10 protein-coding genes are annotated in these 13,088 nt (G+C 60.2%); 1 reads left to right on the top strand and 9 read right to left on the bottom strand.

Annotated features, from left to right (window positions below):
* Window positions 1-54: 54 nt before the first annotated feature.
* On the top strand, window positions 55-1,161 hold the full coding sequence (locus ACIGDJ_RS02045) for a PilT/PilU family type 4a pilus ATPase (RefSeq protein WP_397478218.1): 1,107 nt from the start codon (window positions 55-57) through the stop codon (window positions 1,159-1,161).
* A gap of 6 nt (window positions 1,162-1,167) precedes the next feature.
* On the opposite strand, the gene ACIGDJ_RS02040 is transcribed toward ACIGDJ_RS02045, so the two are convergent.
* From ACIGDJ_RS02040 to ACIGDJ_RS02000, 9 genes are all read right to left on the bottom strand, one after another.
* Window positions 1,168-3,123, bottom strand: a complete 1,956-nt coding sequence (locus ACIGDJ_RS02040; RefSeq protein ID WP_397478217.1) for an acetoacetate--CoA ligase — start codon at window positions 3,121-3,123, stop codon at window positions 1,168-1,170.
* Window positions 3,124-3,174: 51 nt separating this feature from the next.
* Entirely contained in the window at window positions 3,175-3,948 is a 774-nt protein-coding gene (gene hbdH / locus ACIGDJ_RS02035; protein ID WP_101159428.1) for a 3-hydroxybutyrate dehydrogenase, read from the bottom strand.
* Window positions 3,949-3,955: 7 nt separating this feature from the next.
* Window positions 3,956-5,347: a GntP family permease gene (locus ACIGDJ_RS02030; RefSeq protein ID WP_101159429.1), complete on the bottom strand. Its 1,392-nt coding sequence runs from the start codon at window positions 5,345-5,347 to the stop codon at window positions 3,956-3,958.
* Between the two features lie 272 nt (window positions 5,348-5,619).
* Window positions 5,620-7,035, bottom strand: a complete 1,416-nt coding sequence (locus ACIGDJ_RS02025) for a sigma 54-interacting transcriptional regulator (protein ID WP_312999037.1) — start codon at window positions 7,033-7,035, stop codon at window positions 5,620-5,622.
* Between the two features lie 96 nt (window positions 7,036-7,131).
* A complete protein-coding gene (locus ACIGDJ_RS02020) occupies window positions 7,132-8,706 on the bottom strand; it encodes an ABC transporter ATP-binding protein (RefSeq protein WP_397478216.1) in 1,575 nt (524 codons plus the stop codon).
* Window positions 8,707-8,715: 9 nt separating this feature from the next.
* The gene (locus ACIGDJ_RS02015) at window positions 8,716-9,738 is read right to left on the bottom strand and encodes an ABC transporter permease (protein ID WP_101159432.1); all 1,023 of its coding nucleotides are present in this window, start codon (window positions 9,736-9,738) and stop codon (window positions 8,716-8,718) included.
* Complete coding sequence (locus ACIGDJ_RS02010) at window positions 9,738-10,799, bottom strand: microcin C ABC transporter permease YejB (protein ID WP_101159433.1); 1,062 nt, start codon at window positions 10,797-10,799, stop codon at window positions 9,738-9,740. The genes ACIGDJ_RS02015 and ACIGDJ_RS02010 overlap by 1 nt, the downstream gene beginning before the upstream one ends.
* Entirely contained in the window at window positions 10,799-12,667 is a 1,869-nt protein-coding gene (locus ACIGDJ_RS02005) for an extracellular solute-binding protein (RefSeq protein WP_101159434.1), read from the bottom strand. Before ACIGDJ_RS02005 ends, ACIGDJ_RS02010 begins: the two co-directional genes overlap by 1 nt.
* Before the next feature lie 130 nt (window positions 12,668-12,797).
* The gene (locus tag ACIGDJ_RS02000; protein ID WP_042610373.1) at window positions 12,798-13,079 is read right to left on the bottom strand and encodes a peptidylprolyl isomerase; all 282 of its coding nucleotides are present in this window, start codon (window positions 13,077-13,079) and stop codon (window positions 12,798-12,800) included.
* Between the last annotated feature and the right edge of the window lie 9 nt (window positions 13,080-13,088).

Genomic DNA, 13,088 nt, shown 5'->3' with positions numbered 1-13,088 from the left:
GCGCAAAGCGTAGGCCAAATCTGCTGTTTCAATGCTTCGCGGGTGCTTTCAGCCATGGAAATCGATGCACTGTTGTCAATATTGTCGCAAAAAAACGGTTCTGATCTATTCCTCTCCACCGGCGCAGCGCCGAGCGCGCGCATTGACGGTGTGCTGAGGGCATTGAGCGACCAGCCGTTCAAACCCGGCGAAACTGCGGCCATCGCCGCCTCCCTGATGGACGCCGAGCAACGGCGGGAGTTCGACCGGGATCTGGAAATGAACCTGGCAATCTCCCGAACGGGCGTCGGGCGATTCCGCGTAAACATTTTTCAGCAGCGCAACGACGTCTCGATCGTGATTCGTAACGTAAAACTCGACATCCCGCGATTCGAAGACCTGAAGCTGCCGCCGGTATTGCTGGAAACGGTGATGCTCAAACGCGGCCTGATCCTGTTCGTCGGCGCGACCAGTTCGGGCAAATCGACCTCGTTGGCGGCATTGATCGATCATCGCAACCGCCACAGTGCCGGGCACATTGTGACGATCGAGGACCCAATCGAATATATACATCGGCACAAGCGCTCGATCATTAACCAGCGTGAAGTCGGCGTTGATACACGCAGCTTCCATGCGGCGCTGAAGAACACCCTGCGCCAGGCACCGGATGTTGTGTTGATCGGCGAAATCCGTGACCGCGAAACGATGGAACATGCGCTCGCGTTTGCCGAAACCGGGCATCTGGTGTTGTCGACGTTGCATGCGACCAATGCCAATCAAGCGCTGGACCGGATCATCAACATGTTTACCGAAGAGCGCAGGCCACAACTGCTGCAAGCCTTGGGCAATCACCTCAAAGCCTGCGTGTCCCAGCGCTTGGTCCGCACGCGCGACGGTCAGCGCCGCGCAGCGGTGGAAGTAATGCTCGGCACACCAACCGTCAGCGACTTGATCCGCAGCCACCAATTGGGCGAGCTCAAAGGCATCATGGAAAAATCTGCCGAGTCGGGCATGCAAACCTTTGACGCTGCGTTACACGCGCTGGTGATAGAAGGCTCCATCAGTGAGGAGGAGGCCCTCAAGCACGCCGACTCGGTGAATAATCTGCGGCTGCGATTGAAGCTGCAGGCCGACGGCGCGCCAGGGAACCCTGACTCGGGTGAGTGGGGGTTGATGGATTGATTCCGCTCAACTGCGCAATTCGACGCGGTCGCGAAACTGTTCCAGTGCTTGCGGATTGGCCAAGGCATCGGTGTTCTTCACCTTTTCGCCATGCACCACATTGCGTACCGCCAGCTCGACGACCTTGCCGCTGATAGTGCGCGGTATGTCCGTCACCGCCACAATCCGCGCCGGGACGTGCCTGGGCGTGGTATTGGCGCGGATCACGTCGCGGATTCGCTGTTCAAGCCCTTCATCCAGTTCGACGCCGTCGCGCAGACGCACGAACAACACAACCCGCACATCATCCTGCCATTGCTGACCGATGGCGACGCTGTCCAGTACCTCAGTGATTTTCTCGACCTGGCGATAGATTTCCGCTGTGCCGATGCGCACACCACCCGGATTCAGCACCGCATCCGAGCGGCCGTGAATCATCATCGCGCCATGGGGCAACTGTTCAGCGTAATCACCTTGCGCCCACACGCCGGGAAAGAGACTGAAATAGGACTGACGCAGTTTTGCGCCGTCGGAGTCATTCCACAAACCGATCGGCATCGCCGGGAAATGCCGGGTGCAGACCAGTTCGCCTTTCTCGCTGACGACCGGCTGGCCGGCGTCGTTCCACACCTCGACGGCCATGCCCAGGCTTTTACCCATGATCTCCCCACGGCGTACCGGTGACAGCGGATTGCCGTTGACGAAGCAGGAAACGATGTCGGTGCCACCGGACATCGAAGCCAGGCACACGTCGGTTTTGAAGTCGCGATAAACGAAATCGTAACTGTGCGGCGATAGCGCCGAGCCGGTGCAGAGCAAGGTTCTCAGGCTTGCCAGATGATGACTTTCGCGGGGTCTGACGCCACTGCTTTCAAGCGTGGCGAGGAACTTCGGGCTGGTGCCGAACACGCTGATGCGCTCGTCGTCGATCAGGTCGAGCAAACGCTGAGGGGCCGGGTGAAACGGCGAGCCGTCGTAGAGCACCACAGCGCTGCCGACTGCCAATGCCGAGACCAGCCAGTTCCACATCATCCAGCCGCAGGTCGTGTAGTAGAACAAGCGATCACCAGGCCCGAGATCGCAATGCAAACCGTGCTCCTTGACGTGTTGCAGGAGCACGCCGCCGGTGCTGTGCACAATGCATTTCGGCACGCCGGTGGTGCCGCTGGAGTACAGCACGTAAAGCGGATGATTGAACGGCACCGGGATGAAATCCGGTTCGCCGCCGGGCTGATAAAAGTCCTCCCACAAGGTGACTTCCGCCTGGGTTGGGTAATCCTCGGTGCGCGCCTGCGCTCGGGCGTACGGGACGATGACCAACTGCTGCAGTGTCGGCAGCTGCGCGAGGATTTCATTGAGCTTGGCAGTCTGGTCAAGGGTTTTTCCGGCGTATTGATAACCGGCGCAGGTTAGCAGCAGTTTCGGTTCGATCTGGCCGAAGCGATCGATCACGCCGTGGGTGCCGAAGTCGGGTGACGAGCACGACCAGATTGCGCCAAGGCTGGTGGTTGCCAGCATCGCCACCAGGGTTTGCCAGGTGTTGGGCATGCAAGCTGCTACGCGATCGCCTTGAGCAACGCCCGCCGCCCGCAGGCTGGCCTGAAAACCGGCGACGTGTTCGGCCAGCTCGGCCCATGTCAGTTGCTCACGCTGGCCGCTCTCCGCGACGGCGACCACTGCAACGGCATCGTCGCGACGGCGCAGCAGGTGTTCGGCGAAATTCAGTGTCGCCCCGGGGAACCACTCGGCGCTGGGCATCGCTGCGCCTTCGCGCAAAACGGCATCGGGCTGAGTGTGAAAACGGATATCGAAGAAATCGACAACCGTTTGCCAGAAATCGGCGCGTTGCCCGATGCTCCATTGGTACAGGGCAGGGTAGCCATCGAGCTCAAGCGAATGCCGCTGATTGATCTCGCGCCGCAAAGCGTCCATACGCGAACGAGCGATACGCTGGGCGTCGGGTTGCCAGAGGATGTCGGACATCAGTTGCCTCTTCTTGTTTGATTACACATAGCTGCGCAGGCGCGGGCGGCTTTATTGCGCCAACCAGCCACCATCAATATTCCACGCCGCGCCGCGCACCTGGCTGCCGGCTTCGCTGCACAAGAACAGCACCAGCTCACCCAGATGCTGCGGCGTGACGAACTCCAGCGACGGCTGTTTCTCGGCAAGCAGATCATGCTGCGCCTGCTGCGGATCGACGCCTTTGGCCGCGCGATCATCGATCTGCTTCTGCACCAGCGGCGTCAACACCCAGCCCGGACAGATCGCATTGCAAGTGACATTGCTGGTCGCGGTTTCCAGCCCGACTACCTTGGTCAGACCGATAACACCATGCTTGGCGGCGACATACGCGGCTTTGCCGGTGGAACCGACCTGGCCATGCACCGAGGCGATATTGATGATGCGTCCCCAGTTTTTCTGGCGCATGCCCGGCAGGCTCAAGCGAGTGCTGTGAAACACCGAGGACAGGTTGATCGCAATGATCGAGTCCCAGCGCTCCACTGCAAACTCCTCCACCGCAGCCACGTGCTGAATGCCGGCGTTATTGACCAGAATATCGACGCCGCCAAATTCACGCTCGGCGTAAGCGATCATGTCGGCTATCTGCGCCGGATCGCTGACATCGGCGGGATGGTGGCCGACCTTGCCGCCGAACCGGGCGACCTCGGCGATCACCTGCGAGGCGTCGCCGAAGCCATTGAGAATCAGGTTGGCGCCAGCTTTCGCCAGGCTCAGCGCGATGCCCAGGCCGATGCCGCTGGTAGAACCGGTGACCAAAGCTGTCTTGCCGGAAAGAGTGGTCATGAATACCTCACACAATGCCAGTGGCGTAGAAAGTGCCGATCACCACGAAAACCGCCAGGGTCTTGATCAGCGTAATACAGAAAATGTCTTTGTAGGCTTCGCGGTGTGTCAGCCCGGTGACGGCCAGCAGCGTGATCACCGCGCCATTGTGCGGCAGGGTGTCCATGCCGCCGCTGGCCATCGCTGCCACGCGGTGCAGCACTTCCAGCGGAATATTCGCCGCGTGCGCCGCGCTGATGAATTGCTCGGACATCGCTGCCAGCGCAATGCTCATGCCGCCGGAAGCCGAACCGGTGATGCCGGCGAGCAGCGTCACGGTGATCGCTTCGTTGACCAGCGGATTGGGAATTTGCTTGAGCCAGTCGGCCAGCACCAGGAAACCGGGCAGCGACGCGATCACCGCGCCAAAGCCGTACTCGGACGCGGTGTTCATCGCCGCCAGCAATGCGCCGCTGACCGCGCTTTTACTGCCTTCGGCGAGTTTGCTTTTAATCGCCTTGAAGCCGAATGCCAGCACCATGAGGATGCCCACCAGCAGCGCCGCCTGCACCGCCCAGATCGCCGTAAGCTTGGCGATCTCGGTGGTGACCGGCGCAGCCATCCCCGGCAGCGCCAGGCTGTGAGTCTTGCCGTACCACTGCGGAATCCATTGGGTGAACAGCAGATTCATGATGCCCACTGCCAGCAAGGGCGACAGCGCAATCCATGGGTTGGGCAGCTTCAGGTCTGCGGCCGTCTCGGGCTCGTTGCGCAGTTCAGTGCCGTAACCTTCACCGGCACGCTGTGCCTTGTTGCGCTGACGCTGAAGAAACAGCATGCCGGCGCAGAACACGAAAATCGTGCCGATCACGCCCAGCCATGGCGCTGCCCACGCGGTGGTGTTGAAGAAGGTGCTGGGGATGATGTTCTGGATCTGCGGGGTGCCGGGCAGGGCGTCCATGGTGAACGAGAACGCACCCAGGGCGATGGTCGCCGGGATCAGACGCTTGGGGATGTTGCTCTGGCGGAACATTTCGGCTGCAAACGGATATACCGCAAATACCACCACGAACAGCGATACGCCGCCGTAAGTGAGCAGGGCGCAAACCAGCACAATCACCAGCATGGCCTGTTTGGTGCCGAGCAACCGAATCGCGGCAGCCACAATCGAGCGCGAGAAACCCGACAATTCGATCAGCTTGCCGAACACTGCGCCAAGCAGGAACACCGGGAAGTACAGCTTGATGAAGCCGACCATCTTGTCCATGAATACCCCGGTGAACGCGGGCGCCACGGCGGACGGATCGGTGAGCAGGACCGCGCCGAGGGCGGCGATCGGGGCGAAGAGGATGACGCTGTAGCCACGGTAGGCAGCAAGCATCAGCAGCGTCAGGGCTGCCAAGGCAATGATCACACTCATGGTGTGTCTCTCCAGGATTGTTATTTTTGTGGGTGGAACGGGTGTGGAGAGGTGTTAGCGATTACTGTGCCAAATACCTAACATGTTGATATCTGTAGATATTTCCTGCAGAAGTGAGATTGTGCAGGAAAAGTTGTCTCGTTTGTGAGACCGAAAAGATCACAGCCTTCGGCAGCTCCTACAAGGAAATACGTATCTACCCTGTAAGAGACGCCGAAGGCTGCGATCTTCTGATCTTAAAAAGCTATCCATGATATGAGACCAGTGTCTCTTTATGTAGACTCAACGATCCCCAGCGCAGCCATCTTCTTGTACAGGGTCGACCGCCCCAGCGCCAACCGAGCCGCAGCTTGCGGTACTTTCCCCTCGCATTGCGCTAACGTCGATTCGATCAACTGCCGATCAAACCGCGCCCGCGCCTGCGCAAATGTCTCGTTGAGCGGAAGTTGCCTGCCCGGCTCGACCGGTCGCTCAACCGGCGTGAACGCCCCGATCGCCCCGCGAATATCCTGCTCTGTCAGCAGCAAATCATCACTGAGCAACGCCGCCCGCTCCAGTACATTGCGCAGCTCGCGAATATTGCCCGGCCACGCATGCTGGCCCAGCAACGCCATCGCATCGCGGTGCAATTCGTGCTGGCTGCGCAGCTCTTCCAGGATCGCCTCGCTCAGCGCCGGGAGGTCATCGAGACGTTCGCGCAGCGGTGGCACCTGGATCGGCAGTACGTTGAGGCGGTAGTACAAATCGGCGCGGAACTCGCCGCGTTTGATCGCCGCCTGCAGATCCGTCGAGGTTGCCGCGATCACCCGCACATCGCTCTGAATCACTTCGTTGGAGCCGACCGGTTCGAACTCCTTTTCCTGCAGCACCCGCAGCAGTTTGCTTTGCAGCGGCAGCGGCATGTCGCCGATCTCGTCGAGAAACAGCGTGCCGCCCTGAGCAATCTGCAGCTTGCCGGTGCGTCCCTTGCGATCGGCGCCGGTAAAAGCACCGGGTGCCGTGCCAAAGAACTCGGCCTCCAGCAGCGCCTCGGGAATCGCCGCGCTGTTGATGCTGACGAAGGCCTTGTGCGCGCGGGGCGAAGCGCTGTGAATCGCTTGCGCGAGCAGCTCCTTGCCAGTGCCCGTTTCCCCCAGCAGCAATACCGGCGAATCAGCGCTGGCACTGCGCCGGGCGCGGCGTTTGACTTCCAGGCTGGCAGCGCTGGTACCGATGAAATGGGCGAAGTTGTATTTGGTCTGTCGCGCACGCAGCAGCGAGCGGGTCGAGGCCAGTTCTTCCTGCATGCTCAGGTAACGCTTGAGCATCGGCGACAGCGTGCGCAGCTCGTCGAACAGGGCAAAACCGATGGCGCCGATCACGCTGCCGGCGTCGTCGTGAATGGGCAGACGCATCACCACCAGCGGTTCCTTCGGCGTGTCCTGCATGTCCAGCAGAATGGGCCGACCGGTACGCACCACCTCACGCAGCAAGCTACCGGGGATCACGCTTTCGCAAGGTTTGCCGATCGCGCCTGCTGCTGAGGCAAGACCAAAGCGCCGGGCGTAGCGTTCGTTCATCCAGACGATATTTGCGTCGCGGTCGACAATCACCGTGCCCTCGCTGGATTGCTCGATGATCTCGAACAGCGAACGGATCGCCAGGGTGCGCACCCGTTGGTAGTCCTTGAGGCTTTCGGTGGTGTTCATGAAAATTGATCCTGATGTGTGTCGCCAGTGCCGGCCCCTTCGCGAGCTAGCCTGCTCGCGAAGGGGCCGCTGTGCCGAGGCTAGCGCCGATTATGCCTACCCCGGATGTGCTGCCGACAACAGCTCTTGAGTGTAGGGATGCTGCGGGTTGTCAAACACGTCATGACTGGCGCCACGCTCGACGACCTGACCGTCCTTGATCACGATCATGTCATGGGCGAGGGCGCGCACTACCGCCAGATCGTGGCTGATGAACAGGTAAGTCAAGCCGTGTTTCTCCTGCAGGTCACGCAGCAGCGCAACCACCTGTTTCTGCACGGTGCGGTCGAGCGCGGAAGTCGGTTCATCGAGCAGAATCAGCGCGGGTTTCAGCACCAGCGCCCGGGCGATGGCGATGCGCTGACGCTGGCCACCGGAGAATTCATGCGGATAACGATGGCGACTCTCGGGGTCCAGGCCGACTTCCTTGAGTACGCGAATCACTTGCTCTTCGCATTCGTCAGCCGTCGACTCGCCGTGGACTTCCAGGCCTTCACTGATGATCTGCGCCACCGACATGCGCGGGCTGAGGCTGCCGAACGGGTCCTGAAACACCACCTGCATCTGACGCCGCCACGGCCGCAGTTGCTTTTGATCAAGACTGTCGAGCGCTTCGCCCTGAAAGCGAATGCTGCCTTCGGAGTCGAGCAAGCGCAGGATCGCCTGACCCAGTGTTGACTTGCCCGAACCGGACTCGCCAACGATCCCCAGGGTCTTGCCACGCTGAATATTCAAGCTGACCCCATCGACCGCGCGCAAATATTGCTTGCGCTGGAACAGTCCGCCACCGACCTGGAAATCAACGCGCAGGTCAGCCACTTCCAGCACGTTTTCACGTTCGTCACGGGGCAGGGCTTCACCTTCCGGTTCCGCGTTCAACAACACGCAGCTGTAAGGGTGTTTCGGCTCGGTGAACAGGGTTTCGCAGGGTGCCTGCTCGACGATCTCACCAGCCTTCATCACACACACGCGTTGCGCGATGCTGCGCACCAGATTGAGATCGTGACTGATCAGCAGCAGCGACATGCCGAGTCGCTGTTGCAGGGACTTGAGCAGCACAAGGATCTTGCGTTGCACGGTGACATCCAGCGCCGTGGTCGGCTCGTCGGCGATCAACAGCTCCGGCTCACACGCCAACGCCATGGCGATCATCACCCGTTGTCGTTGGCCGCCGGACAGTTGATGCGGATAGGCTTTCAACCGTTCCCCGGGCTTCTGAATGCCGACCAGCCCGAGCAGTTCGAGAATGCGCGGCTGCGCTTGTTTGCCGCCGAGGCCACGGTGCAGCAACAGGGTTTCGCCGATCTGCTTTTCGATGGTGTGCAGCGGATTGAGCGAAGTCATCGGCTCCTGAAAGATCATGGCGATGCGATTGCCGCGCAGTTCTCGCAAGACCTTCGGATCAGCACCGAGCAGTTCCTGGCCGCGATAGCGAATGCTGCCACGGGTTTGCGCCTCGCTCTCAGGCAGCAACTGCAGGATCGAATGCGCGGTCACCGATTTCCCCGAACCCGATTCGCCGACCAGTGCCAGGCACTCACCGGGGCGGATATCCAGGCACAGGTCACGCACCACAGTCTGGCCATGGAAAGCGACATTGAGGTTGCGGATTTCGATCAGATTTTCAGTCATGGTCACGCTTCAGGATCGAGGGTCAAAAGCGTCACGTAACGCTTCACCGATGAATACCAGCAAGGAAAGGATCAGCGCGAGGGTGAAGAACGCGGTCAACCCCAGCCATGGCGCTTGCAGGTTCTGCTTGCCCTGACCGATCAACTCGCCCAGCGAAGCGCTGCCGGCCGGCATGCCAAATCCCAGGAAGTCCAGCGCGGTCAGCGTCGAAATGGCCCCGGTCAAAATGAACGGCAGGTAGCTCAGCGTCGCATTCATTGCGTTGGGCAGGATGTGCCGGAAGATCACCTTGCGGTCAGTCAGGCCCAAGGCGCGTGCGGCTTTGACGTATTCCAGATTGCGCCCGCGCAGAAATTCGGCGCGCACCACGTCCACCAGCGCCAACCAGGAAAACAGCGCCATGATCCCCAGCAGCCACCAGAAATTCGGCTCGACGAAACCGGAGAGGATGATCAGCAGATACAGCACCGGCAGCCCTGACCAGACTTCCAGCACGCGCTGTCCGAGCAAATCGACCCAGCCACCGTAATAGCCCTGCAACGCGCCGGCGGCGATACCGATCAGCGCGCTGACAAAGGTCAGCATCAGGGCAAACAGTATCGAGACCCTCGCACCGAAAATGACCCGCGCCAGTACATCGCGCGCCTGATCGTCGGTGCCCAGCCAGTTGACTGAGGTCGGAGGGCTCGGTGCGGGTTTGTCCAGATCGTAGTTGGGCGTGTCGTCGCTGAAGGGTATCGGCGGGAACAGCAACCAGCCGCCGTCCTTGCGGATCAGATTCTGCACATACTCGCTGCGATAATCAGCCTGGAACGGCAATTGCCCGCCGAACTCCTGTTCGGTGTGACGCTTGAATACCGGGAAGTACCACTGGTCCTGATAGCTGACCACCAGCGGTTTGTCGTTGGCAATCAACTCGCCACCCAACGTCAGCATGAACAGACCGATGAACAGCCACAGCGACCACCAGCCGCGCCGGTTTTTCTTGAATCGCTCGAAACGGCGCCGACCCAAAGGCGAGAGCTTGAACATCAGGCATTCCTCGCGGCGAAGTCGATACGCGGGTCGACGAGGGTGTAGCAGAGGTCGCCGATGAGTTTTATCAGCAGGCCGAACAGCGTGAAGATGAACAGCGAGCCGAACACCACTGGGTAGTCCCGCGACACCGCGGCTTCGTAGCTCATGCGTCCGAGGCCATCGAGCGAGAAGATCACTTCGATCAGCAGCGAGCCGGCAAAGAACACACTGATGAAAGCCTGAGGTATCCCCGAAACCACCAACAGCATGGCGTTGCGAAACACGTGTCCGTACAGCACGCGGCGTTCGCTCAAGCCTTTGGCGCGGGCCGTTACTACGTACTGTCGGGTGATTTCATTGAGGAACGAGTTTTTCGTCAGGATCGTCAGGGTCGCGAAGCCACCGATCACCAATGCAGTGACGGGCAACACCAGATGCCAGAAATAGTCGGCGATCTTGCCCAGTGTCGACAGCGATTCGAAATTGTCCGAGACCAGCCCGCGCACCGGAAACCAGTCAAGCGACGTGCCGCCGGCAAACACCACGATCAGGAACATCGCAAACAGAAACGCGGGCATGGCGTAACCGATGATGATGGCCGTGCTGCTCCAGATGTCGAAATGGCTGCCGTGGTGCACAGCCTTGCGGATGCCCAGCGGGATCGACACCAGATAAGTGATCAGCGTTGCCCACAGCCCGAGGGAAATGGTCACCGGCATCTTTTCCAGAATCAGGTCAGTGACCGTTGCACCACGAAAGAAGCTCTTGCCGAAATCCAGCTGCGCGTAATTCTTCAGCATCAGCCACAGCCGTTCGTGGGCCGGCTTGTCGAAGCCGTACTGTTTTTCGATGTCTTTGATCAGTTGCGGGTCCAGGCCCCGGCTGGCCCGCGAAGCGTTACTCGACGTCTCGCTGGCGCCACCGCCGACACTGGCGCCGCCGATCCCTTGCAGATGGGCGATGGCTTGTTCCACTGGCCCGCCGGGCGCGGCCTGAACGATCACGAAATTGACCAGCAGGATAATCACCAGCGTCGGAATGATCAGCAGCAGCCGCCGCAGTGTGTAACCCCACATCAGTGCGGTCCTCCGGGTCTGCTGCGACTGATTTTCTCAGCGGTCATTTGTTGATTGGTCAGCGGCGTTCGACTGATTTCCCACCAGCTCTCGATGGCTTCGTCATTGCTTGCCTGCACCGTGGGGATGCCGAAGCGATTCCACCACACGGTCGAGGTGCCCGGCGGGTAATAATTGGGAATCCAGTAGTAATTCCATTGCAGCACCCGGTCCAGCGCATGGGCGTAATGCAACATGTCCGACTGGGTCGAGGCGCGGATCAGTCCGTTTATCAAGGTATCGACCGCCGGGTTTTTCAACACCATGTAGTTGTTCGCGCCCGGGTCATTGGCCGCTGCCGAGCCGAAATAGTTGAGCAACTCGCCGCCCGGAGAAGTGGTAACGGGATAGCCGGTGACGATCATGTCGTAGTCGCGACTCATCAGGCGATTGACGTATTGCGAGGCGTCGATGCGACGGATATTCAGCTCGATGCCGATCTGCTTCAGCGTGCGCTTGTATGGCAACAGCAGGCGGTCCATGCCGTTCTGGCTGACCAGAAAAGTGAAGCTCAGCGGCTCGCCGGCGCTGTTGACCAATTGGTCACCATCCGGTTTCCAGCCGGCCTGCTCGAGCAGTTGCAGGGCTTGCAACTGCTTGTCACGGATGATGCCGCTGCCGTCGGTCTTCGGCGCCTCGAAGACTTTACTGAACACTTCCTCAGGCACCTGACCGCGCAGCGGTTCAAGGATTTTCAATTCCTGCGCATCGGGCAACTGCCGGGCGGCGAGATCGGTGTTGGAAAAGTAACTTTGCTGGCGGATATAAACGTTGCGCATCATCTGCCGGTTGCTCCATTCGAAATCCCAGAGCATCGCCAGTGCCTGGCGTACCCGGCGGTCCTGGAATATCGGCTTTTGCAGATTGAACACGAAACCCTGGGCCGACTGCGGCGCTTCAGTGGCCAGGTGGGCTTTTTGCAAGCGGCCATCGCTGAGGGCGGGGCTGTCATAGCCGATCGAGTAGCCGGTCGCGGAGAACTCCCGGTTGTAGTCGTAGGCGCCGCCACGCAGCACCTGACGCGCGACGTCGGTGTCGCCGAAGTACTCGATGCTGAAATGATCGAAGTTATACAAGCCGCGACTGACCGGCAGATCCTTGCCCCACCAGTCGCCATTGCGTTCGAAAGTGATGCTGCGCCCGGAATCGACCTTGCCAACCCGGTACGGTCCGCTGCCCAGCGGCGGTTCATAACCACCGCCGCTGGCGAAATCGCGGCTCTTCCACCAGTGTTCGGGGAACACCGGCAGGGTCGCGATATCCAGCGGCAACGTGCGGTTTTCGTTGCTTTTGAAGTCAAAGCGCACGGTCAGCGGGGCCTCGACCTCGACGCCTTTGACGTCGGCGAACTGCGTGCGATAACGCAGGCTGCCCTGGGTCATCAGCAAGTTGAAGGTGTAGCGAACGTCTTCGGCAGTAATCGGTTTGCCATCGGCAAAGCGTGCCTTGGGATTGATAAAGAAACGCAGCGACAGGCCGTCGTCCGAACGTTCCATCTTCTGCGCGACCAGACCATAGACGGTGTAAGGCTCGTCCAGCGAGCGCTGCGCCAATGGCGAATACAGCATGCCGTCGATCTGCGTTACGCCGATGCCTTTGTCTATATAAGGCAGCAAATGGTCGAAGTGACCGATTTCGATCGCCGATCGACGCATTGTTCCGCCCTTTGGCGCTTGCGGATTGGTGTAGTCGAAGTGGCTGAAACCGGCGGGGTACCTGGCCGGTTCGCCGTAGACGGTCAGTGCGTGTTGCGGCGCAGCGGTCACACCGGCGGCACCCGTGAGCAGGGCGAGGGCGGTGAGCATCAGTGTGGGAAAAACCAGTCGCATCGTCAGCCTTGGAACGGAAATCGATAAGCGCAAGTTGTACGCGAGCGGCGCGCCACTCGCCAGCCGTATGTTTTACTGAAACACAACGGCCCACCAGAAGGCGGGCCGTTGTCAGCAATCGGACGAGGAATCAGTCCTGACGGCTGGTGACTTCCAGAAGGTGATAACCGAACTGGGTCTTTACCGGGCCTTGCACGACGTTGATCGGCGCGCTGAAGACCACGGTGTCGAATTCCTTGACCATCTGGCCAGGGCCGAACGAACCCAGATCACCACCCTGACGGCTGGATGGGCAGGTGGAGTTGGTTTTGGCGACTTCGGCGAAATCGGCACCGGCTTCGATCTGAGCCTTGAGTTCGTTGCACTTGTCTTCGCTGGAAACCAGGATGTGGCGGGCAGTGGCTTTAGCCATGGGGAATTC

Source organism: Pseudomonas sp. NPDC079367, from assembly GCF_044542195.1.
Lineage (GTDB): Bacteria > Pseudomonadota > Gammaproteobacteria > Pseudomonadales > Pseudomonadaceae > Aquipseudomonas.
This window is presented reverse-complemented; position numbering and strand designations above follow the sequence as displayed.

What these genes read in the sequence shown, in the direction of transcription:
- ACIGDJ_RS02045 (WP_397478218.1), top strand. Translation starts at nt 55, where the DNA reads ATGGAAATCGATGCACTGTTGTCAATATTGTCGCAAAAAAACGGTTCT.
- ACIGDJ_RS02040 (WP_397478217.1), bottom strand. Translation starts at nt 3,123, where the DNA reads ATGTCCGACATCCTCTGGCAACCCGACGCCCAGCGTATCGCTCGTTCG.
- hbdH (WP_101159428.1), bottom strand. Translation starts at nt 3,948, where the DNA reads ATGACCACTCTTTCCGGCAAGACAGCTTTGGTCACCGGTTCTACCAGC.
- ACIGDJ_RS02030 (WP_101159429.1), bottom strand. Translation starts at nt 5,347, where the DNA reads ATGAGTGTGATCATTGCCTTGGCAGCCCTGACGCTGCTGATGCTTGCT.
- ACIGDJ_RS02025 (WP_312999037.1), bottom strand. Translation starts at nt 7,035, where the DNA reads ATGAACACCACCGAAAGCCTCAAGGACTACCAACGGGTGCGCACCCTG.
- ACIGDJ_RS02020 (WP_397478216.1), bottom strand. Translation starts at nt 8,706, where the DNA reads ATGACTGAAAATCTGATCGAAATCCGCAACCTCAATGTCGCTTTCCAT.
- ACIGDJ_RS02015 (WP_101159432.1), bottom strand. Translation starts at nt 9,738, where the DNA reads ATGTTCAAGCTCTCGCCTTTGGGTCGGCGCCGTTTCGAGCGATTCAAG.
- ACIGDJ_RS02010 (WP_101159433.1), bottom strand. Translation starts at nt 10,799, where the DNA reads ATGTGGGGTTACACACTGCGGCGGCTGCTGCTGATCATTCCGACGCTG.
- ACIGDJ_RS02005 (WP_101159434.1), bottom strand. Translation starts at nt 12,667, where the DNA reads ATGCGACTGGTTTTTCCCACACTGATGCTCACCGCCCTCGCCCTGCTC.
- ACIGDJ_RS02000 (WP_042610373.1), bottom strand. Translation starts at nt 13,079, where the DNA reads ATGGCTAAAGCCACTGCCCGCCACATCCTGGTTTCCAGCGAAGACAAG.